General features: G+C 37.4%; 22 protein-coding genes. 13 read left to right on the top strand and 9 right to left on the bottom strand.

Going from position 1 to position 26893, the window contains the following annotated elements; genetic code table 11:
• Genes dnaA through gyrB form a run of 3 tightly spaced genes read left to right on the top strand, consistent with a single transcriptional unit; the run spans position 1 to position 5200 of the window.
• Positions 1-1578 (top strand): chromosomal replication initiator protein DnaA, encoded by a 1578-nt coding sequence (gene dnaA / locus KUI_RS00005; RefSeq protein ID WP_014839984.1) that lies wholly within the window; start codon positions 1-3, stop codon positions 1576-1578.
• Between the two features lie 14 nt (positions 1579-1592).
• Entirely contained in the window at positions 1593-2735 is a 1143-nt protein-coding gene (dnaN, locus tag KUI_RS00010; protein ID WP_013521802.1) for a DNA polymerase III subunit beta, read from the top strand.
• A 23-nt stretch (positions 2736-2758) separates the two neighbouring features.
• Positions 2759-5200 carry a DNA topoisomerase (ATP-hydrolyzing) subunit B gene (gene gyrB / locus KUI_RS00015; protein ID WP_013521803.1) on the top strand — a complete coding sequence of 814 codons (2442 nt, stop codon included), beginning with the start codon at positions 2759-2761 and terminating at the stop codon, positions 5198-5200.
• Here gyrB and KUI_RS00020 read toward each other — a convergent pair.
• On the bottom strand, positions 5181-6134 hold the full coding sequence (locus KUI_RS00020; RefSeq protein WP_014839985.1) for a pseudouridine synthase: 954 nt from the start codon (positions 6132-6134) through the stop codon (positions 5181-5183). The two genes, gyrB and KUI_RS00020, sit on opposite strands and share 20 nt — an antisense overlap.
• Before the next feature lie 35 nt (positions 6135-6169).
• Here KUI_RS00020 and KUI_RS00025 point away from each other — a divergent pair, with 35 nt between their 5' ends.
• The 5 genes from KUI_RS00025 to KUI_RS00045 are packed head-to-tail and all read left to right on the top strand — an operon-like array spanning position 6170 to position 11473.
• Positions 6170-6991 (top strand): ATP-binding cassette domain-containing protein, encoded by an 822-nt coding sequence (locus tag KUI_RS00025; protein WP_013521805.1) that lies wholly within the window; start codon positions 6170-6172, stop codon positions 6989-6991.
• Positions 6988-7959 carry an ABC transporter permease gene (locus KUI_RS00030; protein ID WP_014839986.1) on the top strand — a complete coding sequence of 324 codons (972 nt, stop codon included), beginning with the start codon at positions 6988-6990 and terminating at the stop codon, positions 7957-7959. The genes KUI_RS00025 and KUI_RS00030 overlap by 4 nt, the downstream gene beginning before the upstream one ends.
• Complete coding sequence (locus KUI_RS00035) at positions 7956-8927, top strand: ABC transporter permease (RefSeq protein WP_269146013.1); 972 nt, start codon at positions 7956-7958, stop codon at positions 8925-8927. The genes KUI_RS00030 and KUI_RS00035 overlap by 4 nt, the downstream gene beginning before the upstream one ends.
• Positions 8920-9885 carry an ABC transporter ATP-binding protein gene (locus KUI_RS00040; RefSeq protein ID WP_014839988.1) on the top strand — a complete coding sequence of 322 codons (966 nt, stop codon included), beginning with the start codon at positions 8920-8922 and terminating at the stop codon, positions 9883-9885. The genes KUI_RS00035 and KUI_RS00040 overlap by 8 nt, the downstream gene beginning before the upstream one ends.
• Positions 9886-9901: 16 nt before the next feature.
• Positions 9902-11473 (top strand): peptide ABC transporter substrate-binding protein, encoded by a 1572-nt coding sequence (locus KUI_RS00045; RefSeq protein ID WP_013521809.1) that lies wholly within the window; start codon positions 9902-9904, stop codon positions 11471-11473.
• On the opposite strand, the gene KUI_RS00050 is transcribed toward KUI_RS00045, so the two are convergent.
• On the bottom strand, positions 11470-12228 hold the full coding sequence (locus tag KUI_RS00050; RefSeq protein WP_014839989.1) for a phosphodiester glycosidase family protein: 759 nt from the start codon (positions 12226-12228) through the stop codon (positions 11470-11472). The genes KUI_RS00045 and KUI_RS00050 overlap by 4 nt on opposite strands.
• A 42-nt stretch (positions 12229-12270) precedes the next feature.
• Here KUI_RS00050 and KUI_RS00055 point away from each other — a divergent pair, with 42 nt between their 5' ends.
• Positions 12271-14256 (top strand): UvrD-helicase domain-containing protein, encoded by a 1986-nt coding sequence (locus KUI_RS00055; RefSeq protein WP_014839990.1) that lies wholly within the window; start codon positions 12271-12273, stop codon positions 14254-14256.
• Here KUI_RS00055 and KUI_RS00060 read toward each other — a convergent pair.
• The gene (locus tag KUI_RS00060; RefSeq protein WP_013521812.1) at positions 14249-15028 is read right to left on the bottom strand and encodes a ferredoxin--NADP reductase; all 780 of its coding nucleotides are present in this window, start codon (positions 15026-15028) and stop codon (positions 14249-14251) included. The genes KUI_RS00055 and KUI_RS00060 overlap by 8 nt on opposite strands.
• Positions 15029-15103: 75 nt before the next feature.
• Between KUI_RS00060 and KUI_RS00065 the strand changes: the two genes are divergently transcribed.
• From KUI_RS00065 to KUI_RS00080, 4 genes are read left to right on the top strand one after another with little or no spacing between them, the layout of a single operon-like run.
• Positions 15104-16780 (top strand): DUF945 family protein, encoded by a 1677-nt coding sequence (locus KUI_RS00065; protein ID WP_014839991.1) that lies wholly within the window; start codon positions 15104-15106, stop codon positions 16778-16780.
• Positions 16781-16789: 9 nt separating this feature from the next.
• Positions 16790-19264 carry a DNA topoisomerase III gene (locus KUI_RS00070; RefSeq protein ID WP_013521814.1) on the top strand — a complete coding sequence of 825 codons (2475 nt, stop codon included), beginning with the start codon at positions 16790-16792 and terminating at the stop codon, positions 19262-19264.
• Positions 19265-19267: 3 nt separating this feature from the next.
• Positions 19268-20632: an oxygen-independent coproporphyrinogen III oxidase gene (gene hemN, locus KUI_RS00075; protein ID WP_014839992.1), complete on the top strand. Its 1365-nt coding sequence runs from the start codon at positions 19268-19270 to the stop codon at positions 20630-20632.
• Between the two features lies 1 nt (position 20633).
• On the top strand, positions 20634-21482 hold the full coding sequence (locus tag KUI_RS00080; RefSeq protein ID WP_014839993.1) for a class I SAM-dependent methyltransferase: 849 nt from the start codon (positions 20634-20636) through the stop codon (positions 21480-21482).
• Here the strand turns inward: KUI_RS00080 and gluQRS are convergent.
• The 6 genes from gluQRS to argS form a co-directional block, all read right to left on the bottom strand.
• Entirely contained in the window at positions 21454-22320 is an 867-nt protein-coding gene (gluQRS, locus tag KUI_RS00085) for a tRNA glutamyl-Q(34) synthetase GluQRS (RefSeq protein WP_013521817.1), read from the bottom strand. The genes KUI_RS00080 and gluQRS overlap by 29 nt on opposite strands.
• The gene (locus KUI_RS00090) at positions 22301-22753 is read right to left on the bottom strand and encodes a Smg family protein (protein WP_014839994.1); all 453 of its coding nucleotides are present in this window, start codon (positions 22751-22753) and stop codon (positions 22301-22303) included. The genes gluQRS and KUI_RS00090 overlap by 20 nt, the downstream gene beginning before the upstream one ends.
• Positions 22754-22868: 115 nt before the next feature.
• Positions 22869-23657, bottom strand: a complete 789-nt coding sequence (locus KUI_RS00095; protein ID WP_013521819.1) for an RsiV family protein — start codon at positions 23655-23657, stop codon at positions 22869-22871.
• Between the two features lie 48 nt (positions 23658-23705).
• Entirely contained in the window at positions 23706-24317 is a 612-nt protein-coding gene (locus tag KUI_RS00100) for a thiol:disulfide interchange protein DsbA/DsbL (protein ID WP_013521820.1), read from the bottom strand.
• A gap of 109 nt (positions 24318-24426) precedes the next feature.
• Entirely contained in the window at positions 24427-25206 is a 780-nt protein-coding gene (locus KUI_RS00105; protein WP_014839995.1) for an SPOR domain-containing protein, read from the bottom strand.
• Complete coding sequence (gene argS / locus KUI_RS00110; protein WP_013521822.1) at positions 25206-26888, bottom strand: arginine--tRNA ligase; 1683 nt, start codon at positions 26886-26888, stop codon at positions 25206-25208. The genes KUI_RS00105 and argS overlap by 1 nt, the downstream gene beginning before the upstream one ends.
• Between the last annotated feature and the right edge of the window lie 5 nt (positions 26889-26893).

Consider the following 26893-nt stretch of genomic DNA (forward strand, 5'->3'; position numbering starts at 1 on the left):
TTGGAGGAACTAAAGTTGGGCGAGTTTTGGCAGGAATGTCTAACTAAACTTACAGAGATATTAGACGAAAATATTGTACATAAATGGATTAAACCACTTAAGCCATTAGGATTTTCAGAAGATGATACTGTCATTAAATTAGAGGCTCCCACAGAACTTAAGAAAAACTGGGTGCAATCTTATTACGCAAACACTATCAGAGATGTCATTTTAGAAATTCTTAATATCAATGTAAGGGTTGAAGTAGTACTAGCACCTAAACCTCAGACTTCTTCAGAAACTATTCCTAGTGCTGATTTTAACCCCAATGATCCAGTAGTTTCTGCAGAAAAACCAATTATTGATAGGAGCATTGCCACTCCAACTAAAGAATCTTATAGGGATAAAACTTTCGAGGATAATACTTTTGTAATGGAGTTTGAGCCCGAGAAAGGAGAATCTGAGGCGGTAGAGAGTATAGAGGCATTGCCAGAACCTATGGGTCGTTATGCTTATCGTGGCATGGCAGAGATTCCTAGGGATATGCAGCAGTTCTACAAAGCTACGAATTTAAATCAAAGGCTTACATTTCAGAATCTTGTAGTAGGAGATTCTAATGAGCTTGCATATGTAACAGCTCAAAATGTTGTTCGAAACATTGGTAAGCATGGCTATAACCCATTATTTATCTATGGGAAAACGGGATTGGGTAAAACGCATATTATGCATGCGATTGGTAATGAGCTATTTACCAAGCACAAAATGAGGAATGTGCTTTATATACATGCTGAGACTTACTATACAGAAATAACGCGCCGTATGATTGAAGGTAGGTGGGTTGAGTATAGGGCTCAGGATAATAAGTACATTAATTCCGATCTTTTGCTTATGGACGATGTACAGTTATTTGCACGTAAAGAACGTACGCAGCAGGAATTCTTTGTATTGTACGAAGCACTAGTGAATAATGACAAACAAGTGGTTATTAGTTGTGATACTTTCCCAGATAATTTAGATGCTATTGAGGATAGACTTAAATCAAGATTCCAAAATGGACTAATTATAGAAATAGAACCGCCTGATGTTGAACTTAGGGTCTCAATTCTTAAATCTAAAGCAAAAGATTTTCCTGATATGGAATTTACCGATGAGGTAGCGTTATATATTGCCAGCAATATTAAGAGTAATGTTCGAGAACTTGAAGGAGCATTGCAAAAAGTTATGGCTTATTCTCAGTTTAAGCAAATTGATAAACCTACGGTTGATACCTGCAAGGCAGCTTTAAGGGATGTTTTACGTCAAAGAAATGGTAGTTTGACAGTTGAAAATATTCAGAAAACTGTAGCGGATTACTATAAAATAAGGATTTCGGACATTTATTCAAAATCTAGAAGTGCTAATTTAGTGAAAGCTCGTCATGTTGCTATGTATTTAACTAAGGAGCTTACGCGTAATAGTCTTCCAGAGATAGGTCAGTCTTTTGGAGGTCGTGATCACTCAACTATCCATCACGCCGTCGAAAAGATTGCCTCTAGGCGAAGAGAAGATCGCCAGCTTAACCATGATATTAGAGTTCTTGAACAGATACTAGGAAGTTAACCTTAGAGGTGTATATGCAAATTTTTCAGTTAGGGACTGAAGCTATCAGAAAGCCACTTGATACTGTAGTCGGTATAGTGGAGAAAAAGGCTTCATTACCAATTCTTTCCCATGTACTTATTAAAAAAGGTCCGCAATCATTAGATTTAGTCACTAGTGATCTGTCCATTCAAATAACTACGAAATTAAGATTTGGAGAGGATGATAGCTCTTCAGCTCCAGTTGATGATGCTGAGATTATCAAAGTTGCAGTTCCAGCTTTGAAATTACAAAACATAATACGTGTCATGCCTACTGGAGCCATGATTGAGGCTAATCTTAACGAATCTAAAATTACACTTAGTGCAGATGATAGTAGATTCACACTACAGACATTGCCAGGTGCTGATTATCCAGATGCAAATTTTGATACTGAATGGAAGGTTCGATTCTCTATAGATGTCCAAGCTCTTAAGAAAATCCTTAATTTAGTATCGTGTGCTATGGCACAAAGTGATATTCGTTACTATCTAAACGGCATGTTGTTAGTGATTGAGCCTGGTATGCTTCATGGAGTTGCTACAGATGGTCATAGACTTTCTCATGCTGCCGAAACTATTGAGGGAGTAACTGATCAAACTAAGGTTATTATTCCTCGTAAGACAGTTGAACAGTTATTACGGCTTCTTGATGAATCTCATAATGAAGTACAAGTTAGTGTTTCAGGTAGGAGCATTCAATTTAAATTTGGGGATATTGAAGTTTTATCTAAACAAGTTGAAGGTAAATTCCCTGACTTCGAAAAAGTTATTCCTAAAGGCTATAACACCGAAATCATTATCAACCGCTCTGAATTTAGTGATAACTTACAAAGAGCAAATATTTTGGTTAACGAGGATAAGCTTCACAGTATTAAATTGCATTTTGCAAACAATCGATTAACGATATCTTCAAGCAATCTTGATCAGGAAGAATCTAAGATGGAGCTTGATATTGAGTACAACAATAACCCAATAGATATGGGATTTAATGCCCTATATCTTCTGGAAGTTTTAAGTGTCCTAAATTCATATGAAAACGTAACTCTATCTATGAGTGGAGAGTCTAATTCTTCCTTGTTGATCTCTATAAAAGAAGATGATCAATTTAAATATGTGGTTATGCCTCTTAGAATCTAACAATTAACAATAAGAACATTTATATGACTGATTCAAATCAAAAGCCATCTTATGACGCTAGTTCAATTAAGATGCTTAAGGGCTTGGAGGCTGTGCGTAAGCGTCCTGGCATGTATATCGGCGATACCTCAGATGGTACTGGTTTGCACCATATGGTGTTTGAGGTAGTTGATAACTCTATAGACGAAGCACTTGCGGGTTATTGTGACGACATTGTTGTGACTATCCATTCTGATAATTCTATTTCAGTAGCGGATAATGGTAGAGGAATTCCAGTAGAGGTTCATAAGGACGATGAGTACGGCAGAAGTGCTGCTGAAATCGTTATGACAGAACTTCATGCAGGCGGTAAATTTGATCAAAATTCATACAAAGTTTCTGGTGGCTTGCATGGGGTGGGCGTATCATGCGTTAATGCATTGTCAGAGTGGCTTCGTCTTACAATTAGACGTGATGGTCAAGTTCATGAGATGAGCTTTAATAGAGGCGTAAAAGTTGAACCTCTTAAAGTTGTAGGTCATACAGATAAGCGTGGCACAAAAGTGCATTATCTTGCGGACACTGAGATTTTTGGAACTATAGACTATAGTTACGAGGTTTTTTCTAAAAGATTACGCGAGCTATCTTTTTTGAATAATGGCGTAAAAATTCGTTTGGTTGATGAGTTACACGAAAAAGAGGAAAACTTTGAGTTTTCTGGGGGCGTAACTGGATTTGTTTCTTATATTAATAAAAGCAAACAAGTTATACATCCCAATATATTCCACGTATCTAAATCATCTTCTGCTGGTGGCGTAGAAGTTGAGGTTGACGTTGCCATGCAATGGACCGACAGTATTAATGAGCAAGTCCTATGCTACACAAATAATATCCCACAAAGCGATGGTGGTACACATTTAACAGGTTTAAGAGCTGCAATTACTCGGGTGTTCAACAAGTATATTGAGTCCACTGATTTAGCTAAAAAAGCTAAAGTCGAGCTAGTAGGCGAAGATATGCGTGAAGGGTTAAGTTGCGTATTGTCTGTCAAATTGCCTGAGCCAAAATTTAGTAGCCAAACTAAGGATAAGCTTGTTTCTAGTGAGGTTAGAGCTCCAGTTGAGGAAGTTGTTGCTGAAGGTCTTGAGACATGGCTTTTAGAAAATCCTAACGATGCCAGAGATATTTGCGTAAAAATTATTGAGGCTGCTAGGGCTAGGGAAGCTTCCAGAAAAGCTAGAGAATTAACTAAACGTAAGGGCATTTTGGAAGGTGCAGGATTACCAGGTAAGCTTGCAGATTGCCAAGAAAAAGATCCAGCAAAATGTGAACTTTACATAGTAGAGGGAGATTCTGCGGGGGGCTCAGCTAAGCAAGGGAGAAACCGTAAGTTTCAAGCAATTCTTCCACTTAGAGGTAAAGTTTTAAATGTTGAAAAATCACGTGCTGACCGCATTTTTGCTAGTGATGCTATCAAAACGCTTATAACTGCATTAGGCACAAGCATCGATAAAGATTTCAATCTAGAAAAGCTAAGATATCATCGCATTATTATCATGACCGATGCGGATGTGGATGGTGCTCATATCCGTACTCTTCTTTTAACTTTGTTTTATCGTCAAATGCCTAAACTTGTTGAAGAAGGTCATGTGTACATTGCCCAACCTCCTTTATATAAGGTCCGTATAAAAGGTAGTAAAGTTGAGCGTTACCTAAAGGATGATGCAGAAGAGACTGAGTTTATGCAAGAACTAGCTCTTAAGGATGCTGGTATCGATTTAGGTGATAGGATTATCGAAGGTGATGAACTTAAGTCATACCTTTCAACTTATATGTCAGCCGATAAAGTTATTCGTCGTTTAAGCCGAATTATGGATGAATCTACTTTACAGGCTATCTCACATGGGTTTGTCCTTAAGCTTGATACGGAGCAAAATGCACAGGAAAGTGCAACTAAGCTTAAGGATGTATTATTCGATCCAAGTAAACCTAAAGCGGTTGAAATCACGCCCCAATATGATGCTGAGCTTAATAGTCATTACCTAGTTGTTGATCGTTTGATTCACGGCAATAAGGACACTTCTATATTTAATAGAGATTTTATTGCTAGCAATGACTATAAGATACTTTTAAATGCGGGAGAATCTTTTAGAGGACTTATAAAAGATGGTGCAAAAGTATTTAGAGGCGAAGCTACAAAACGTATGGAGTATGCTGTAAGCGACTTTAAACAGGTGGTAGATTGGCTTTTTGAGCAGGCTTCTAAATCTGTAGACAAGCAAAGGTATAAAGGTTTGGGAGAGATGAATCCAGACCAACTGTGGGAAACTACAATGGATCCTTCTGTTAGAAGGCTTCTGCAAGTGCAGATAGAGGATGCCATAGCGGCAGATCAAATATTTGATATGCTTATGGGCGACCGCGTTGAGCCTAGACGAGAGTTTATTGAGGAAAATGCACTAACAGTTAGCGATTTAGACATTTAACATGATCTAAGTCATCTAACGTATCAAGCTCCAGCTTTTGATGGGATTCAAAGTATCTATGTTCTCCACTTATAGGATCTTTGAATTCAATACTCCTTGCTAGCAACTGTAATGGATTGCTGAAATCGTTTTTATCCCGTTGAGCTAATAATACGGGATAAAAATTATCATGCACAATCGGTAGACCTAAACCACTCATATGGACACGCAATTGGTGCTTTTTTCCTGTTGAAGGAAAGAGGCGATAAAGGGCATTGCCACCTTTTACAGTATGTACAAATTCAATCCTAGTTTCACTGTTTGGTATGAGCTCTGTGTTTTCGATCATAGTAAAGAAATTATTGCTCCTACAAATATAGGATTTGCGTACTTGTGGAAATATTGATAAATCAATAGGCTTGGGGGCAATGCATTCGTAAGATTTGTTTATCACTCGATCCTGAAACATTACTTGATAAGCATTTCTGTATTTTGATTGCTTACAAAAAACAAGCACCCCAGCAGTTTCACGATCAAGCCTGTGTATGGGATTTATATTTATGTTGTTTAGTAATCTGCGCAATTTAATAAGTGCAGATTCGTGCAGATGGTAGCCACCAGGCACACTAGCTAAAAGATGAGGTTTATCAATTGCTACAATTAAATCATCCTCATACAATATCGTTAATTCAAACGGATTTGTTGGCTCCTCATCGACCTCACGAAAATACCATAACCAACTATCAGGAACATATGGTGAATCTATATCTGCAGATATACCCTCAGAGTTAACGAAATCCCCTTTTTTTAAGCGCTTTTGTAGTATCGTAGGAGGAATATGAGGGAATCTAAATATAAGGAAGTCAATCAAGCTTGACCAATTCTCCCTCGGTAGATATAACCGACTAGCTGTGATTCCATCACGATCTGGGAGAGGGGATTGGAGCATGACCATAAGATAAAATATATAAACGAAAAATATTATAAATTATGCTTTCTACGACGAGTTGCTCGATCATTGCCATCCATAACTTATTCAAAACTTTTCAACTCAAATCGAAGTCTATTTGTGCAGTTTGTGACGTTACATTAGATGTTATTAGAGGTGAAACTCTTGGGATAGTTGGCGAATCTGGAAGTGGTAAATCAACACTTGCTAGGATTATGGTAGGGCTTTTGAAACCTGATAGTGGCTTGGTGGAGTTTGAAGGTATCGATGTACACAACCCTTCCAAGTCTGAGCGGATGTATCTAACTCAGAATATTCAAATGGTTTTTCAAAATCCGTACGCTAGTTTAAATCCAAGAATGAGCATTATGGACGTATTGGCGGAGCCATTTGTAATTCATAAGAAATTTAATTCTAAGCAAGCATTAAAATCACGTGTTTATGAGCTTCTTGAGGAGGTTGGCCTTAATCCACAATGGGCGAATCGATATCCTCACGAGTTTTCTGGGGGGCAGCGTCAAAGAATTGCCATAGCACGTGCTCTTGCACTTAAGCCTAAATTTTTAGTGTGCGATGAAGCTGTATCGGCCCTTGATGTATCTGTCCAAGCTCAAATTATCCTGCTCTTAAAGCGTATACAGAAGGAATATGGACTTACTATGGTTTTTATTTCTCATGATTTATCGGTTGTAAGATTGATTTCAGATAGAGTTGGAGTTTTATATAAGGGCGAGTTGCTTGAGCTAAATCGTAGTTCTGATATGTATTGCAATCCACAAAATCACTACACTAAGACACTATTAAACGCTGTACTGCCAGCAGATGTATCTATTGCAAAATCAAAATTAGAGGCGTCGGCATGAGCGGCATGAGTGGCATGAGCGGCATGAGTAATATGAGAGATTACATAATAAAACGATGTTTGCTTATGATACTGACTATCCTAGCTATAGCAAGCATTACGTTTGTTCTTATGCATCTTGTGCCAGGGTCTCCATTTGACAGCGATCGCTCGCTAAATAGTGCTCAAGAGCTAAACCTTAAAAAGTTTTATCACCTTGATGAACCGCTATATATGCAGTTTATGGCGTATTTGAAATCGATTTTTACATTTGATTTTGGCCCTTCTATAAATCAGCCCGATACAAGTGTTGTGGATTTAATTTTGCGTGCGTTTCCAGTTTCATTTGAGCTTGGAATCTGGTCGATTATGGTGGCAATGTTTACTGGCATAACTCTCGGCGTTATATCGGCTGTTCATCATCAAGGCTGGATAGATAATTTGGCTATGGGTTTGGCAGTACTTGGGATATCTATTCCTAATTTTGTTCTCGCAACATGGCTTATACAGGAGCTGGCTGTCAATTTAGGTTGGTTTCCTGTAGCAACTTGGAAAACCACTATGCATATGATACTGCCTATCATCGCACTAGCAACAGCTCCTATGGCTATAATCGCTAGGCTTACTAGAAGTAGCATGCTCGAAACTCTATCTCAAGATTACATCAAAACAGCATATGCAAAAGGAATTCCAAAAACGAGAATTATCTTAAGACATGCCTTAAGAAACGCACTCCTACCAGTGATCACGATTCTCGGTACGCTTCTAGCCTCTATACTAACAGGCACATTTGTTATTGAAAAGATTTTTGCAATTCCAGGCATGGGTAGATACTTTATAGACTCTATTGCAAACCGCGACTATCCTGTAATCATGGGCGTGACAGTATTCTATAGCTCAGTATTAGTAATAATGCTTTTTTTGGTTGATATCGCTTATGGATTTCTCGATCCTCGCATTCGTTTGGGACGCAAAGGAGGACGGCTTTGAACAGGACGGCTTTGAACAGGACGGCTTTGAACAACCAAAATCATATTGATTTGAGCGATTTTCAGCCCATTTTAGAAAAGCCTACCTATACCTTCGAAAATAAAAAATCAGTTTCTTTTTGGGGTGATGTGTGGAAAAGCTTAAGAGCAAATAGGCTTGCCATGTTGGGACTTTTCGTACTTGTGGTACTGATTTTATTCGCAATTTTTGCTCCTATTTTTTCCCCTTACGATGTAAGCATGCAATCCTTGAGTGAGCAAAATTTACCGCCTTCATCAAAACATTGGTTTGGCACTGATGATTTGGGACGCGACGTATTTGTTCGTACTTGGTATGGTGCTCGGATTTCGCTGTTTGTGGGCATTATGGCGGCGATTATTGATTTAGTGGTTGGTGTAAGTTATGGTGGATTTAGTGGTTTGAAAGGCGGATACACAGATACGATTATGATGCGTATTGTAGAAATTCTTTACGGTCTACCAAATTTATTAATCGTAATCTTGCTTATGGTTGTTATGGGATCTTCGCTTTTTACGATAATTGTTGCATTAACAGTTACAGGTTGGATAGGTATGGCCCGATTAGTTCGAGGTCAGGTATTACAACTTAAAAACTATGAGTATGTAGAAGCTTCTAAGCTCCTTGGGGGTGGCAATGTCCACATTATCCGCAATCATTTAATTCCAAATACCATAGGTCCGATAATAGTACAGATGACTTTAACTGTCCCAAGTGCCATATTTGCAGAGGCGGCATTAAGTTTTCTAGGTCTTGGAGTGCAAGCTCCCCATGCTTCTTGGGGCGTCATGACTAACGATGCATTAGGAGTTATCTTATCTGGTGAATGGTGGCAGTTGTTTTTTCCAGCACTATGCATCTCCCTAACAATGTTTGGATTTAATGTTTTAGGAGATGGACTTCAGGATGCTTTCGATCCTCGATTAAAAATAAGAGACATTAATGCTTAGGGTTGAAAATCTTCAGGTCACATTTAAATCTAAAAACTCTAAGGTAGAAGCTGTTAGGGGAGTTAGTTTCGAGATTTCAAAAGGTCAAACGCTTGCGATAGTAGGTGAATCTGGCTGTGGAAAGTCAGTAACCTGTAATGCCATTATGGGGCTATATTCTAGTAGAAATACTGAGATTTCTAAAAAAAGCTTATTTTTTAAAAGCGAGGACATTGCCACCCAAATTAAGAGCATAAGAGGGCAGAAAATTTCCATGATTTTCCAAGATCCACTTACCGCACTAAATCCTACAATGAGTATTGGTGATCAACTTGTTGAGGGCATTAAATATCATAGAAATTGTACTGTCAGGGTTGCTCTAGCGCGTGCACGGGAGCTTCTTGTTTTGGTGGGCATAGAGAATCCCGATGACAGGCTTAAACAGTATCCACACGAATTTTCAGGTGGTATGCTTCAAAGAATCGTTATTGCTATGGCCTTGATGTGCGAGCCAGAGTTGCTTATTGCAGATGAGCCGACTACTGCACTTGATGTAACGATTCAGCTAAAAATTTTACGACTTCTAAAGGATTTGCAAAATCGGCTTGGAATGGGTTTATTGGTAGTGACACACGATTTAGGGGTAGTAGCAGCGATAGCGGATAACATGCTTGTTATGTATGCAGGACAAGTGGTTGAATCTGGACTCGTTTCAGATGTTCTTAAAAACCCTGAACACCCCTACACTAAGGCTTTGCTTGAGTCTATGCCCTCCATCACAACTAGTATTGATGAGCTTCATGCAATTGATGGGCAACCGCCTAATCTATCAAATCCTCCGAGAGGCTGTGCTTTTTTTGATCGTTGTAGGATGGCAATGAAAGTCTGTCTCTCCAATGAACCTCCATGCTTCAGACTAGGGAATAACCTAGTCAAATGTTGGTTGAAAGATGAAAGAGTTAGGTGTAATGTTGTTTAGTTATTAGGAGTTTTTTATGAAATTTGGAATTGCAAAATTACTTTGTGCGAGCTTGGTTATTGCCACTTCTCCGCTTATTGCTAAAACAACTTTATATATGAATAATGTGGAGGAGCCTAGCTCTCTGCATCCAGCACAGGGATTTAATACAAATTCTTGGGAGCCGTTAAATAATATTATGGAAGGGCTTGTTAGATTAGATAATAATCATAATGCAGCTCCAGCCGTTGCCGAATCTTATAGCGTTTCAGAAGACGGGCTTGTTTATACTTTTAAGCTTCGAAAAGAAGCTAAATGGTCTAATGGGGATCCACTGACGGCACATGATTTTGTATATTCTTGGACCAGTATGCTTGATCCTAAAACTGCTTCGCCAGCAGCTTTTTTGGGATTGGATATAAAAGGTGCTCAAGCTTTCAACGAAGGCAAAGGCACAGAGTTAGGTATTAAAGCTATTGATGACTATACGTTTGAAGTGATATTAGAAAAACCTAATGTTGCTTTCTTGAACATAATTTCAAATCCCAATTTTTTCCCTGTAAATCGCAAGGTTGCTCAGGATAATCCTAAGTGGTTTACGGAAGCGAAGACATTTGTCGGTAACGGTCCTTTTTTACTTAAAGAGTGGAAGCATTCAGAGGGTTTAAAGCTCGAGAAAAACCCAAATTACTGGGACAAAGATGCCGTTAAAGTAGATGAAGTTGATATGGTTATGGTTAATGACGAAAACACATCATATCAAATGTATCGAAGTGATGAGTTGGATTTGACACCTTCTCCAATTCCAGCTGCTATGTACGATAAGCTTAAGGACAATAAGGAACTTCAAAATTTACCAACTGCAGGTACGTATTTTTTTAGATTTAATGTAGGCATGGAGCCTTTTAACAATAAAAATATACGTAAAGCTTTTGCTATGGCTATTAACCGAGACGATCTGGTTAAGTATGTCGTTAAGCAGGGACGCAAGACTGCAGACGGCTTCGTAGCTCCTGGATTTATTGGTCCTAATTCGAAGGATTTTAGGGAAGATGCTGGAGCATTAATTAAGTTTGATTCAACTGAAGCTAAAAAACTTTTGAAAGAGGGTATGAAGGAGCAGGGCTATTCTGAGCTTCCAGAGGTTACTCTTAGTTTTGTAAGTAATCCTAGCGATAAAAAAATAGCAGAAACCATTCAAAATATGCTTAAGCAAAATCTTGGTGTGGATATTAAGCTTCAAAGCATGGAGAGTAAGGTATTTTTTGCTAAACAAAGAGCAAGCGAATTGCAGTTTTCCCGTAGTTCGTTCTTAAACGATTATGCAGATCCTTATAATTCTCTAGAGAGTTTTATTACAGGCTCAACTATGAATAGGACCAACTGGTCAAATCAAAAATATGATGAACTTATAAAAGCTGCTAGAAATGAAGTAGATGCTGGGAAAAGATGGAATTTGTTAGTAGAAGCAGAAAAAATCCTTTTGGATGAAGCCCCAATATTTCCTCTTTACTACTACAATCAAATTTTTATGCAAAAGCCAAATGTTAAGGGGATACTAAGGCATCCTGTTGGATATATAGATCTAAAGGAAGCTAGCAAGGATTAATTAGGTGTTGAGTCTATGATACCTATGTGATTAGCAACTGAACGTTCTATAAAAAATTGACCTGATGGCAGGCGGTTTACTCGCACACCTTTTACAACCATAGTAGTGCTTCCGCCTCCGTCAAGATTAAGGGCTAGGGGTACATCTAGCTTTTTAAACTCTTGAGCTAATTCACTTAGAGTGTATCCTCGAAAATCTAATTGCCGTCCTTCAACTACTATCATATAGAGTATTTTGCCGTCTTTACTTAAGCCAAGTGCGGTTCGTGGATGATGATAGTTTCCATTACGCATACACTTAGAAGTCTGATCTTGAGTTTCGCAGTAAAATTTTCCGTTTTTTAAGGTTTGCCAGCCACTAATAACAAAGTCCCAATCCAAACTTATGGTTGAGATACTATTTGATGGTTCTATAAAGCATATTTTTTCTTTAGTGCAAGCAAAAAAACTATATCTAGCAGTATCCTTATATGGTTTTATATGTAGTCCTGAGGTTACATTCAGACCCATAGGTGATCGGTTTTCATCGAAGAAAGTGCCATTGATTGCGACGGTCACATTATTTTTTAAAGCGAATGAGGATGTTGTGTCTGCTTCTCCCTCAGGGGTTCCTATGATTTTGATATTAGGACAACTTAAGTCTATAGCTAAAATATGCACACGCTTTTCATTTTTTGTGCTGTAATCAATGCAGGGACTTACTGCTTTAGCATGGGGTAAGCTATATACAAAAAACAGAGTTAATAATATGACCATCCGATTAATCATGTTTAGAACCAAAGTAAAATCACCTAGCATATGAAAGCAATTTTAATCGAAGGTGTCGCAGGTAGCGGCAAAACAACGTATATAACTAAGCTTGCAAAGTCTTTGGTTTCCACAAAACCCGCACTACTTCTGACTTTCAGCAGAACTGGAAGAGATGTATTAAAAAGTTACCTAGAAAAGGAAGGTCTAAAACATCATCACGTGATGACCATTGACGGATTAGCAAATTCATTGCTAACTAGATTAGGGTCAAAGCAGTTTTTACTTAAGGAAGAATATGTTCTTAAAAATATTCTTCCATGCTTATATAAGTTAAGTGTAGATCAGCTTTATTATTCTGGCTATCTTAGCGAAAATAATATAGAAATTCATGCTTCAAATCTTACGAGCTTAAAAGCTCTTATGCATGATATGCGGTTTTATAGAGCGGCCGCAGTAGATAAGTACGACTCAAACCCAGACATTATTTACGATCTAATTGGAGGTAATCTAACACATAACGCAATGGTTGTAAGAAGGGTGCTTTCAAATTACGACGGTTTTAGGACTACATGGCTACCTGATGACCATGATTTACTAATCCAAGAAGACGGACTTTATGGCGAACTTGATGATTACTGGGATGTTGAGCATGGTTTCCGTCTACCTACGGATATAGTCCATGACCTAGTAGAGCTACTCAAGGACAACCCAATTGAAGAATTGATAGATACTTACCCCCTGATAGCTATAGATGAATATCACGACACAAACCCAAAACAGTTCGAATTTTTAAGACTTCTATCTACTAGAACAAATAATTTTGTGGCTGTAGGTGATAAATTTCAAAATATTTTTGAATGGCGCGGATCCAACACAGAGGTCCTATTTGAAAGCTTTTTAACAGAATTTAAGTCTGAATGCACATATCTAAACCACAGTTATAGATATGGTCAAAATTTATCAGCCAAAGCTGGCAATGTTATCTCACGCCCTATCGTGCCTATGGTTGAACATGAAACGGAAATCGAAAAATTTAATCCTAAAAAAACTAGCAAGGAAGTAACTACAGTTATCTCTAAGGATTATGTTCAAAGCATGATGGCTCAGTTTTATATGTTTACTGAGACTAAAAAGAAATCAAATACGCCTCTTTATTATTCTATGGGCGTAGCTTTGATTTCATTATTGTTTTTTATGCGTTATCCCTACAATGTGCCTAAAAGACATTTTTTAGAAAAATTGCTACCTAGCCATTTCAGGACTCTTATAGATCTGCCATTTTGTTTTTTGGATGAAGATACTAAAGAGGAAATATACAAAAGCATTGCCACTAAAAATAAACCATTTGTAGCCGTTTTAAATTTATTGCAGTCTCATGTAAATTGTTATTTTTATGATTCCGATGTTTATGATAAAAGATTTGTAGAAGGGTTTAAGAGGTTTTTCGATGAGGACCTTAAGGATAAGAAAATGTATGAGGTTATGTCGGAATTTGAAAATCTTACGCAACTGTTTAGAATGGCCTCTAATGCACTTCTTGGACATCAGATAGGATGGGCTTCTTGGGTAGGTTTAAAGGAGGATGCTTATTCTAGGGATTACACATTTGGTAGTTGGCCTGATCAGTTGGACGTTTTTAAGCGTAGATATAGTGAAGGTAAAGGGATGGATTTCTTAACTGTAACCGAGGCTAAAGGTAGAGAGTTCGAGCAAGCCATTTTGTTTGGTGTTGATTCTGAGTGCAATAAGTTTAGAGGAGAGGCATCTAATTTAGGGAGAAATCAGTTTTATATTGCCATAACTAGAGTTAAGAAAAATTTATTTTATATAGACTGTCCTGATGAATATATTTTTGATAAAAATGGATATCAGGACTTGCATAATCATATGAGAGTAGGAAGCTTAGATAGAATTTCTGAAGAAAATGGATCAACTAAGAATATTGCCCTAAGTGAGCTTAGGACAATATCTAAAAATATCAAGGATAAAAATATAAAATTTGATCTGAATCCTCTAGAACACTTAATTAAGTAGTTACAAATGCTCTTTCTATTACAAAGTGACCAGGTTTTGTGGTGTTACCTTCAATAAAATTGCGTTCCTCACACATTCTTTTAAGGTCTGCAAGCATGGCTTGAGAGCCACAAATCATAACTCTATCAGTTTCGGGGTTTAATGGAGGAACATCAAGGTCCTGAAATAATTTTCCGTTTTCGATTAATGTAGTTAGGCGCCCTGTGTTTCTAAATTCTTCACGAGTAACTGTAGGATAGTACTTAAGTTTTTCTCTCACCATCTCCCCTAGAAATTCATGCTCGAGGAGATCCTTGGTAAATAAATCGTAGTAAGCAAGCTCTTTTACTTCACGTACACCATGGCATAAAATTACTTCATCAAACTTTTCATAAGTTTCAGGATCACGCGTGATACTTAAAAATGGTGCCAAACCAGTGCCAGTTGAAAGAAGATAGAGCCTTTTAGCGGGAAGTAAGTAATCTAGTAAAAGTGTACCAGTTGGTTTTCTGCCAATAATGATAGTATCACCAGGCTGTATATGTTGTAGTTTTGAAGTTAGAGGTCCGTCCTGTACCTTAATGCTAAGGAATTCAAGTGTCTCCTCCCAATTTGGGCTGGCAATGCTGTATGCTCTAAGTAATGGCTTTCCGTCTACCCTAAGCCCTATCATAGTAAAGTGACCGCTTTTAAACCTAAATGATGGGTCTCTTGTAGTAGTAAAGCTAAACAATCTGTCCGTCCAGTGATGAACTGAAAGAACTTTACCTTCCATGAAGGCAGAAGATGACATAATTATCCTCTCATAAATCTAACATATAATTATGCTATTTTATAATGAAGTCGCGTTTCATGTTAGGAAAGCCGTATGAATACAAAGTTTCAAAATAGTGAGCAAGTGCCACCGGTAAAGAAATCTAGAAGTAATGGATGGATTAAATATTTAGTTATTCTTCTTTTGCTTATAGTTATTGGTATTTATCCAGTAGCCAGTTATTTACAAGGGCAAAAATCAACTGAGTCTATTGATAAGCAACTTCAAAATTTCAATAGCCTTATTAAATCTTATGGTGTAGAGGGCGTTTCATTTTCACAGAAAAAGGCTGATGATGGTATAAATGTTTTTTCAACTGATTCCATTATTGAAATACAAACTCCAAAAGGGACATTTCCTCTATTTGATGTGCATACGGAACATGGACCATTGCCATTTAGTGAAATTAAAAATGGTCACCTATCTCCAATCAAAACAAAACAAGTCATTACTTTAAATAAAACTTCGGATTTTTATAAAGCTATATCTTCAGCTTTCCCTAATAAGGATAAAGAGCCACTACTGATTAAGTACCTTCATAATTACGATAACTATATTGAAGGTGAAATGATAGTAGAAAAGATTTACGTAAATGTAAACCAACAAGGTTCTATTCAATCTGAGCCTGCATATATCAAATTTGAGTCTGATTATGATATGAATCACTTAAGCTCAGAATTTAATCAAGCCAAATTTTTATTTGATGTTGTCGATAAAAATGATCGCTTCTATTACGAGTTAACAAACCTAAAAGCAAATACTAAATTTGAACAACTTGACCTTGGAAAATGGAACTTGGAACAAGTTACCCAAATAGATTCACAAATTCAAAAATTTGGCAACGTAGAACTTAAGTTAAATAAAGGCGATGGTAGAGTGGTTATTACTCACGACCCAGTCAACTCTCGTTTTTATTCTTTACAAAACATATCTGATGTTCTCCTTCAAGATAGACCATTTGGTAGCTATAAGATTGAGATGGACCTTGATAATTTAAGTTCTAATGCCTTTAAGAAATTAGGAAATACATTAGGTACGATTTTCAAAGAAGTGGTTGATTTGCAAAAAACAAAGCCTAACATTTCTAATGATGAATTAAATGATTTAGTTGGTAAAAAGCATGGCGGCGAATTCTTGGATATTGTAATGAGCTTTTTAAGCTCATCTCCAAAATTAAATTATTCAATAAATCTACAAAATGCTTCTGGAAAATTTGATTTAAGTTATGGTCTAGAGACTAACCCTGCTCCTTCGCCTGAGGCTTTGAAGGGTTCATCATCTATGATTTTTTTAAGTATGCTTAAAAATGCCTATCTCAAGGCACAGTTTAATGGTTATTGGCTAGATGATATCCTAAAAGAAGCAGTTCAATTCTGGGCTATGAAAAATAAAAAACCAGGTGCTTCAGAGGAACATAAAAAAGAATTATCCGACTTAGTTCACAATCTTCAAAAATATTGGGTACAAAGTGGTCTTATGAAAGCTCCTGAAGATGCACCTAGCTTTAGTGTTACTTTTTTCCCTAACTCTTCTAATATAGAAAAATCGGAAGTTAACTATAATGGAGAACAGATTACTGTGCCAGAGTTTTTAGCTAGAATGCAGGGATCATTAGTAACTTTAAAAATGCTTCTTGACCAAGCTCACTTCGAGGAAAGAATTGGAACCATTTTTCAATCTTACGGAGAAGTAAAAAATCCAATTCCTCAAAATGAATTTAAACTGCCCTAATAATAAATAATGAGTAAAACTCTAGTAATAGCTGAGAAACCATCAGTTGCCACTGACTTATCCAAAGCCCTAGGTACCTTTAAAAAGGAGACGGGCTTTTACGAAAACGATCATTATGTCATATCATCTAGTGTAGGTCACCTTCTTACCCTATTTAATCCAGATGATGCTGTCAGAGGTAAGTGGTCATTTACAAACCTTCCTGCTATTCCATCAAAGAAATTTGAAATTCAGCCGATTGATAAAAAATCCAAAGAGCGTCTTACATTATTGGTTAAGCTTATAAAAAGAGCTGATATAGAGTTAATTATTAATGCATGTGATGCTGGACGCGAAGGTGAACTTATCTTCCGCTACATCATGCAGTACGCAAAGGTTAAAAAACCAATTAAGCGTCTTTGGCTTCAGTCTATGACTAAACAAGCCATACAAGAAGCTTTTGAAAATTTGCGATCAGATGAAAGCATGAAACCTCTCGAGGATTCTGCTAGATCTAGGGCAGAGGCTGACTGGCTTATAGGTATAAATGGCACTAGAGCCATGACTGCATTTAATAGCAAGGGTGGCGGATTTAATAAAACACCCATAGGACGAGTTCAAACTCCGACTTTGGCTATAGTATATGATAGAGACCAAAAGATTAGAGCCTACGAACCTAAGGATTATTGGGAGGTTGTAGCTACTTTTGTAGCTAGTGCAGGCGTATATGAAGGGAAATGGTTTGATCCTGAGTTTAAGAAGAACCCAAAAGATCCCGATGCTAGAGAGAGCCGACTTTGGGATGCAAATACTGCTAAAACCATAGTACTAGCTTGTAAGGGCAAAGAAGGAACCGTAACCGAAGAAACAAAAGAAAATACACAAAATTCGCCGATTCTTTTTGATTTAACTACACTTCAAAGAGAGGCTAACTCTAAATTTGGTTATTCTGCTAAGACTACCTTAGCTCTTGCTCAAGCATTATACGAAAAACACAAACTAATTACATATCCCCGTACTGACTCGAGATATTTGCCCGAGGACTACTTAAATACCGTAAAAGAAAACATAAAATCCATGTCTTCGGATTCTTCCAGTCTACATACTGGACATAAAGAATTTGCTCAAAAAATAATTTCTAACAAGTGGGTAAAATCAAATAAAAGAATTTTTAACAATAGTAAGGTTTCTGATCACTTTGCTATTATCCCGACATCAAATTCTACTGCAACTTTAAGCGAGGCAGAGTTTAAAGTCTATGATTTGATTTGTAAAAGATTCATGGCAGTTTTTTATCCACCTGCTATCTATAATGTAACGACACGTATAACCGAAGTAATTTCCTACAAATTTAAAACAGAAGGAAAAATTTTAGTGTCCCCTGGTTGGTTGGAAATATATGGTCGTGAGGAGATGGACGAGACATTGCCGCCAATTAAGGCAAATGAAACTGTACTGACAGAGTCAATTGAAAGCATCCAAAATAAAACTAAACCGCCTGCTCATTTTAATGAGGCTACGTTATTGTCAGCTATGGAGGGTGCAGGAAAGCTTGTGGATTCAGATGACTTGAGGGAGGCTATGTCTGAGAGGGGCTTAGGTACCCCTGCTACGCGTGCAAGCATAATTGAAGGGCTTATTAGTGAACAGTATCTTCGCCGTGAAGGGAAAGATTTAATTACAACTATCAAAACAAAACAATTGATGACGCTTTTGCATGGTCTGTCTATCAACGAGCTCACTTCTCCCGAACTTACAGGTGAATGGGAGTACAAGCTACGTCAAATTGAGGAAGGCAATTTAGATCGTGATAAGTTTATGCAAGAGATTGCTAAAAACACGCAAATTATCGTTAAAAGGGCTAAAGAGTATGAGCACGATACCGTACCTGGGGATTATGCGACGCTTGAAACTCCTTGCCCTGTTTGTGGTGGTGTGATCAAAGAGAATTATCGTCGATATGCCTGTACAGATTGCGATTTTTCTATAACTAAAAATCCTGGATCGAGACCATTTGAGACGGCAGAGGTAGAGGAGTTTCTTACGAATCGCTCTATCGGTCCGCTTTCAGGTTTTATAAGTAAAATGGGTCGCCCTTTTGCTGCCATATTAAAACTTACAGACGATAATAAGTTGGAGTTCGATTTTGGCAATGATAACGCACAAGAAAAAGAAGATATTGATCTCACCGCACTTGAACCTGTGGGCAAATGTCCTAAGTGCTCTTCAAACGTTTATGACACTGGTCTAAATTATGCCTGCGAAAAACAGATAAAAGACAAATCATGTGATTTCAAATCTGGTAAAGTGATTCTGCAACAAGAAATTCCTCTTGAGCAGATGCAGAAGTTATTGAGTAATGGTCGAACTGATTTGTTGGAAAAATTCATTTCCAATAGAACAAAAAGAGCATTCAAAGCCTACCTAGTTCTAGAAAAAAATGGTAATGTAGGATTTGAATTTGAGAAGAAATCTAGTACTGGTAGAAAGTCTAGTAAAAAATAATCCATGCAAAATCTTATACAAAAGTACAATATACCTGGTCCTAGATACACCAGCTATCCTACCGTTCCTTATTGGGACGAAAATACATTTTCAACTGATGCATACCTTGAATCGTTAAAAAAAAGTTTTAAGGAATCAAATTCAAAAGAAGGTATCAGCATATATATACACCTGCCATTTTGTGAGCAACTTTGTACATTTTGTGCCTGTCATAAGCGAATCACCAAAAAGCATACGGTAGAAGATACGTATATAGAGGCTGTTTTATGTGAGTGGGGGGGTTATTTAGATTTATTCGATGAAGTTGTAAATATAAAAGAGATTCATCTAGGCGGGGGAACTCCCACATTTTTTAGTCCTCAAAATTTGCGAAAACTTATAGAAGGGCTATTTGAAGGGGGGCGTGCAGTTGTGGCCCCTGGCCATAGTTTTAGTTTTGAAGGCCATCCAAACAACACTACAGTTGAACACCTTAAAACTCTTTATGACTTAGGGTTTAGAAGGGCAAGTTTTGGTGTTCAAGATTATGATCCAATCGTTCAAAAAGCAATCAACAGAAAACAGCTTTATGATGATGTTGTCCAAATTACAAATGCTGCTCGTGAGATAGGTTTTGAGAGCATAAGCCATGATTTAGTTTTTGGATTGCCATTTCAAAATTGGGAGCGCATGGAGCTTACTATACGTAAGACTATTGATTTAAAACCAGACAGGCTTGCATTTTATAGTTATGCACATGTACCTTGGATTAAGGGTGTAGGGCAACGCGGATTTGATGAAGGTGACTTGCCATCGGGTGAGGAAAAGCGTCAGTTATATGAAAAAGGTAAATTGCTACTTCAAGAGTTAGGTTATGTTGAAGTTGGTATGGACCACTTTTCATTGCCAACAGACGAACTTTATCAGTCTATGCTAAACAAAAAAATACACCGCAATTTTATGGGATATACATCTTCTAGCACACAAGTGATGGTAGGCTTGGGTGCGTCCTCTATAGGCGATTCATGGTATGGATTTGTACAGAACCTCAAAGAAGTCGAACAGTATTATGAAGGACTTAATAAGGGATTTCCTTTTTTAAGAGGGCATATTTTAAACAAAGAGGACTTAATAATAAGAAGACATATTCTCAATTTAATGTGCCTTCTCGAGACAAGTTGGGCAGCCCCTAGTTTGCAGTTCGATGAGCTACCATCGGTTTTAGAGAGGCTTGAGGAGATGAAGTCTGACGGACTTTTAGAAATTAATCCAGATGGTATTAGGGTTACTGATAAGGGTCGTGCTTATGTACGAAATATCTGCATGGCATTTGATCTACGGATGCTTAGAAATCAGCCTGAAACACGCATATTTTCTATGACGGTTTAGTATGCCTAAGGATATACGCGATCAACTTACAGAGCTTAAGCCAGAGCAAAGCATTGCACTTTTAAAAGAGCTTCATATCTTAACTCGTGAAGGAAAGATTAATCAGGACAGCAGGCGTAAGCTTAAGCAGGTGTATCATCTATATCAGTTTATATTGCCACTTATGAAGGATGTTGTCGATTCAAATGATGGGCAGCTTTTATTAGTGGATCATGGTGCTGGCAAATCTTATCTAGGTTTTATTTTGTACGATTTGTTTCTGAAGTCTTATCCCAAAGCCTTAGTTTTTGGCATAGAATCTAGGCCTGAATTAGTAAAAAAATCACAGGAACTTGCGGATAAATTAGGGTTCACTCAAGGGATGATGTTTTATGATATCCTAGTTGAGCAAGCTTTAGTAAGCGATAAAATCCCTGAGAAAGTGGATATAGTTACGGCACTTCATGCGTGCGACACAGCTACGTATGATGCCTTGAAATTTGGATTAAAAAAATCTGCAAAATACATAGTTTTAGTTCCTTGTTGTCAGGCCGAAGTGGCATCAGTACTACGTCGCGATAAGGGGTCTGTTCTAGGAAAAACCGCCCTTTCAGAGCTATGGAGACATCCAATTCATACGCGTGAATTTGGTTCCCACATTACGAATGTTCTTAGATGTCTACAGTTAGAGGCTATGGGCTATCAGGTCACGGTGACAGAGCTTGTAGGTTGGGAGCACTCTATGAAAAATGAGTTGATCATTGCCAAATATATAGGTCAAAAGCGCAAAAGTTCACGTGAACGTCAGCTCGATATATTGAATTCGTATCATCTTGGGGTTCTTAAGGAGCGGTTTGCTTATGATATTTAGAAGCCCAGATTTTTGTAGCTTCCTCCCAAAAATCGCTTGTCGTCATATTCTTTGTATCTAATTTTTTGAAACCGAGATGCTCTAAACAAAGATTTAAATTTATCAGAGGATTTGAACATTGAGCATCAATTGCTTCAGCATGGTTTTGCTTTGAAAGCTTACGACCAAATTCATCGAGAATAAGTGGAACATGCATGTATGCGGGTTCTGGGGCATTGATATAATTCTGAATTGCGATTTGCCTGCATGTAGAATCAAGCAAATCACTCCCTCGCACGATATCGGTCACACATTGATCCGCATCATCTATAACAACTACGAGTTGGTATGCAAACAAACCATCCGCACGCTTAACGATAATATCGCCTACATCTTTGTAAGGGTTTTGTTTTACAAGCCCCGCTATCCTGTCCTCAAAAGAAATAAGAAGGTCGGGCATAATTAGCCTCCATGATCTAGGTGGCAATGCTGACCCGTTTCTGCATCTTCCGTCATACCGCCTATCAGCCGTTTCTTTTCTAGTGCAGGAGCAACCATAAATCCGATTTTCAAGTTGCAAATATTGGAAAATTTCCTCATACCTATTTAATCTATTCGACTGATATAGGACCGCACCATCCCAATGCATGCCATAGTATTCGAGTTGTCGCATAATTGTAGAATCAGCCCCAACCACGACTCTAGGGGTGTCGATATCTTCAATTCGTAGAAGCCATCTACCGTTATGGGCTTTTGCATCTAGATAACTTGCTGTAGCTGCAAGTAAAGAGCCCAAGTGAAGTGGTCCACTTGGGCTTGGGGCAAAACGACCTATATATTTAGTTGTACTGGATGACACTTTCAGTTGCTAATAGCTCTTGAATTACGTGTTTATCTACTGGGAAATTCTGATTCCATAAAACTAGAAGCGTCAGAACTTTCATGCTTGATAGGTTTAGGAATTCCGAATTTATGGCCATACAGTAGTTAACAACAACTTCTCGAACGTATGGTGGCAATGCTCCCTGTAAATCAAGTGATTGCAAGTAATGGATACCCTCAACCCCGATATGCCTAAATTCTCTATCTGTAAATGCTCTAATACTTTGTGGGTGATTAAAATTTGTAGCTTGCTCACAGGTCTCTGTCAGAAGCATGAGCCAATCCATGGCATCATCAATTTCATCATCGCAAAACCCTGCGTCTGAGAGATGCTTATACAGGATATCTACCGTAGGGCAGTTATCTGGCGTTTGATAATTCTCCATGATGTGCAACAATACATTGAACATATCAACCTCCTAAGCTTGCTCAGATAAATATATTGTATCGTCCATTTGTAAAAGGTCAATAAGTTTAAGAATATATCTCAGCTATTTGGTTACTAAACCTTTCGTTAAGTAAAAATTATTTAGGCAAATACTCAGGTTTAAATAAATCTTTTAATTCTTCATATCCAATATAGACCGTTTGTTTTCCTAAAGCATAACCTAAGATTTCATACGGATTGTATGTAAAGATAATTCCATCAGTATTAAAAGTAAAATTATCCGATACAAAAAAATCAGCTTCTTTGGCAATGTTTTTATCAACTTTATTTGCCGTTGATTGTTTTATAAATTCAGCATGAGCTAATTTTTGAAATTTTTCAAACATGCCTTCTTTGACTAAATCCTTAGCTGTTAGAAGTTTATTGTTTTTAGTGTCGTAGACAAATTGTTTAATTCCAGTATATGGATGGGCGGCACCTAAAATAAAGGAATATTGAGAGCTTTCATACATAAATAAATCATTGAAAGTACCAGTGAAAGCAGGTTGAACCAATATGGTGCTATACATATTGATTCCAGGAACATCAAAATCTGCCTCTTGCTTTTTTAAAGATTGATAAATTTTGCTTAGAAAGTCATCAACCTTCACAGCATCTATTTCGACTTTAATATCCTCTATAGAGTCCTGATTATAAGAATTTATAAAATTTAAAGTATCACTGTTAATTGCCTTATCTAAAGCTGGATAATCAGTCTCAACAAAATAAGCATGTATTTCAGGACACCTGTACTTGCAAGTGTCCTTTTGAGCAATCTCTAATGGGGTAGTTTGAAGGGTAGTAATAAATTTGTACCCTTGAGCTTGTACTGCAGTAGTTTGTAAAGTTAGGGCACTTAATGCTAATAAATAAGAATTTAAATTCATAACAACCTCAAAATTGATTTATATGTATAAATCAATTCTAGGTGGGAATTAATTCATTTTTATTAACTCTTTTACTAATTTAATTGTGTCGTGATAAGTACCAGTCATCGCTGGAGAAGTAAGGTATTTACCAGCAACTACAAATGTTGGAGTAGAGTCAATTTTGTATTGCTCTTGTCTTTCCGATGCTTGCTTCACCTTCATATTCACGCCAAATGATTCAAAAGCTTTAATAAAGTCTTCTTTTTTAATACCTTTAGATTCAGCCCATTTAGCCATATCTTCTTCAGTAAATAATCTTTGTCTTTGCTTGTGTAATGCATTAAAGAATTCTGAATGCAAATCAAGTCGGTTTAATGATTCAAGAGTGTAGTAAAGCTTTTGAAATGGAACCATAGTCTCGTTAAAAGCAATAGGAACTAAAATTAGTTTCACATCTTCAGGCAAATCCTTTTTCATGCTCTCAACCATAGGCTCTATAGCGGCACAGTGCGTACATGTATACATAAAAAATTCGATAATTTCAGTTTTATTAGGAGTTTCAGATGGAAATGGCTTATCGAAAGTTTGATATTGTGCACTGCTTTGGGCAAATGCAAATGAGCTAAAAAATAAAACGATTAAAGCAAAAAGATTTTTTAAATAATTTCTAACATACATAGAAGATCTCACGGATTAATAACGGTTTATTTTAAGCACAAGATATAAAAATTGAGAGATTTCGAACGCAAATGAAAACTATTTAAAAACTTCAAGTGGTTACTAATATCTATCTTGAAATTCTCTGTTTCGCAGATTCATATTCTGACTTAGATTTAAATGGACCCACACGAACTTTATAGTAAGTTATACCCTTAACCTTAGTTGTGACTATTTTGGCACCTCTTAAACCGTTCATGATTAAATTTGCCCTAAAGCTTTCAGCATCAGCACGGTCTAAAAATTTGCCAGCAAACAAAAATTTATTAAATTTTGGTTCCTGAACTTCGCTTTCAGTAGTAGTTTCAATTGGTGCTACAGTACCTTCTGCTTTTGGCAATGCCTCCTTACTAACCTCATTTTTATTAGTATCAGCCGTTGAAGTTGCTGGTGCAGTCGCAACTGTAGGAATTGCTGTTGTGTCCGTAGGTGTAGCAGTAGAGGGAGTGTTAGAAGCATCCGTAACTACAGGAGCTACAGGTTTTGCATCCTCTTTAAGTGCAATCATCGCCCCCAATGCATCAGACTTGTCTTGAGTGTTTGATGGCTTCTGTTCTGCCTTTGGAGGGGGTGGGTTTTCAGTTTTAGTACTTTCTGTGGCAATGTTTTCTTTTACTTGATGAGAATTACTTTGAGTTTGTGGCTTAGGTTTAATTGTCTCAGTGGGCTTATTAGAACTTTCTTTATGTGATGCAACCTTTGGTGTGTTTGTATTAAGTGATTTAGAGCTAAAAAAATACATGGCTAAAGATGCAAATACTAGCCCTAATGCTAGCCCAAAAATCATCCATCCAAATCCAGAGCTGGATGATCGAGATTTTTTAACTCTTATCGTCTTTTTCCTAGCCATCACATATCAGTCGGAGCTGAAACCCCTAATAAATCCAACGCATTTGCAAGCACTTGCTTTGTGGCATCTGCCAAAGCAAGTCTAGCGAGTTTTAATGAGATATCATCAACAAAAACTTTTTCTGAGCTATACCATGAATGAAAATCTCTAGCTAAATCTGTAAGCCAAAACGCAACCAAATGAGGTGATAGTTCCTTAATCGCAATCTGAATCAAGTCTGGTAATTCAGAAAGACGCTTTAAGAGATTAATCTCTGAAGGAGCAGTCAGTAAACTAATATCTGCTTGATCAACCTGTCCAGCTAATTCCCCAGCATCTTTTAGTAGCTTGCATATACGTGCGTGTGCATACTGGATATAGAAAACTGGATTTTCCTCTTTTTTACTCAAAGCTAAATCGATATCAAAGGTGAATTCAGTGTCTGCTTTTCTTTGAATCAAGAAATATCGAGTAGCATCTTGGCCAACCCAATCAATCAAATCCCTCATGGTTACATAAGACCCTGCACGTTTGGAGATTTTGACCTCCTCACCATTTCTCATCACACGAACCATCTTGTGCAGAATATAACTAGGGTAATCTTTAGGAATCCCTAGGTTAAGTCCCTGAAGACCAGCACGCACACGAGCTACAGTCCCATGGTGGTCACTACCCTGAATATCGATAGCTTTTTGATAACCTCTATCCCATTTTGTTTTATGGTATGCTACGTCGGGTACAAAATAGGTATAGGTGCCGTCTGACTTACGCATAACACGATCCTTGTCATCTCCAGTTCCTAATTCAGTAGTGCGTAACCACAATGCACCGTCTTGTTCATAGGTATGACCGTTAGATGTAAGGGTGTTAACTGTCTCTTCAACCTTGCCATCAGTATATAGAGAGCTTTCAAGATAATACCTATCAAATTTAAGATTGAAAGCTAACAAATCCAAATCTTGCTCTCTACGCAAGTAAGCAACTGCAAATTTACGAATATCGTTTAGATTTTCCACGTCACCGCTAGCGGTGATTTCTATATCATCAGCCTTTACTGTTTCTTTTGTTATGAAATCCCTGGCAATATCATTAATATAATCTCCTCGATATCCATCAGCAGGAAAGTCTGGGTGATCGGGGTCAATGCCCTTGAGCCTAGCCTGAACACTTGAGGCTAGGTTATTAATTTGATTACCCGCATCGTTATAGTAGAACTCACGATATATATCGTAACCAGCAGCTTCTAGTAATCTACAAATACAATCACCTAAAGCTGCTTGCCTAGCATGTCCAACATGTAGGGGTCCCGTAGGATTAGCAGAAACAAACTCAACAATTACCTTTTTATAATTTTTGGGAGAATTACCGTAAATTTCTTTTTGCGATTGAATAAGGTGGATTATGTCCTGATGAACAGAAACATTGAATTTAAAATTTATAAATCCTGGACCTGCAATTTCAACGCTATCAAGCAAAAGATTATAAGAAGGGTTGGATTGCAAAGTATCCACTATATCTTGTGCAACTTCCCTAGGATTTTTTTTAAGTGGTTTAGCCAATTGCATGGCTATGTTTGTGGATAAATCTCCGTGTTCGGGATTTTTTGGGCGCTCTAATTGGATAGATACGTTATTAAGATCAAAAAGATGATTGACTGATTGTGCAATAATCTCAATTAAATCATTCTGATGAGATGGTAGCATTTAAA

Source organism: Taylorella equigenitalis ATCC 35865 (assembly GCF_000276685.1).
In the GTDB taxonomy this organism is placed as follows: Bacteria; Pseudomonadota; Gammaproteobacteria; order Burkholderiales; family Burkholderiaceae_B; genus Taylorella; species Taylorella equigenitalis.

Bases quoted from the DNA above. Each gene is read 5' to 3' on its own strand.
- KUI_RS00095 (WP_013521819.1), bottom strand. From the start codon at position 23,657: ATGAATTTAAATTCTTATTTATTAGCATTAAGTGCCCTAACTTTACAA.
- dnaN (WP_013521802.1), top strand. From the start codon at position 1,593: ATGCAAATTTTTCAGTTAGGGACTGAAGCTATCAGAAAGCCACTTGAT.
- KUI_RS00055 (WP_014839990.1), top strand. From the start codon at position 12,271: ATGAAAGCAATTTTAATCGAAGGTGTCGCAGGTAGCGGCAAAACAACG.
- KUI_RS00105 (WP_014839995.1), bottom strand. From the start codon at position 25,206: ATGGCTAGGAAAAAGACGATAAGAGTTAAAAAATCTCGATCATCCAGC.
- KUI_RS00030 (WP_014839986.1), top strand. From the start codon at position 6,988: ATGAGCGGCATGAGTGGCATGAGCGGCATGAGTAATATGAGAGATTAC.
- KUI_RS00040 (WP_014839988.1), top strand. From the start codon at position 8,920: ATGCTTAGGGTTGAAAATCTTCAGGTCACATTTAAATCTAAAAACTCT.
- KUI_RS00080 (WP_014839993.1), top strand. From the start codon at position 20,634: ATGCCTAAGGATATACGCGATCAACTTACAGAGCTTAAGCCAGAGCAA.
- KUI_RS00060 (WP_013521812.1), bottom strand. From the start codon at position 15,028: ATGTCATCTTCTGCCTTCATGGAAGGTAAAGTTCTTTCAGTTCATCAC.
- KUI_RS00065 (WP_014839991.1), top strand. From the start codon at position 15,104: ATGAATACAAAGTTTCAAAATAGTGAGCAAGTGCCACCGGTAAAGAAA.
- KUI_RS00020 (WP_014839985.1), bottom strand. From the start codon at position 6,134: ATGGTCATGCTCCAATCCCCTCTCCCAGATCGTGATGGAATCACAGCT.
- hemN (WP_014839992.1), top strand. From the start codon at position 19,268: ATGCAAAATCTTATACAAAAGTACAATATACCTGGTCCTAGATACACC.
- KUI_RS00100 (WP_013521820.1), bottom strand. From the start codon at position 24,317: ATGTATGTTAGAAATTATTTAAAAAATCTTTTTGCTTTAATCGTTTTA.
- KUI_RS00045 (WP_013521809.1), top strand. From the start codon at position 9,902: ATGAAATTTGGAATTGCAAAATTACTTTGTGCGAGCTTGGTTATTGCC.
- gyrB (WP_013521803.1), top strand. From the start codon at position 2,759: ATGACTGATTCAAATCAAAAGCCATCTTATGACGCTAGTTCAATTAAG.
- KUI_RS00025 (WP_013521805.1), top strand. From the start codon at position 6,170: ATGCTTTCTACGACGAGTTGCTCGATCATTGCCATCCATAACTTATTC.
- KUI_RS00050 (WP_014839989.1), bottom strand. From the start codon at position 12,228: ATGGTCATATTATTAACTCTGTTTTTTGTATATAGCTTACCCCATGCT.
- argS (WP_013521822.1), bottom strand. From the start codon at position 26,888: ATGCTACCATCTCATCAGAATGATTTAATTGAGATTATTGCACAATCA.
- KUI_RS00070 (WP_013521814.1), top strand. From the start codon at position 16,790: ATGAGTAAAACTCTAGTAATAGCTGAGAAACCATCAGTTGCCACTGAC.
- KUI_RS00090 (WP_014839994.1), bottom strand. From the start codon at position 22,753: ATGTTCAATGTATTGTTGCACATCATGGAGAATTATCAAACGCCAGAT.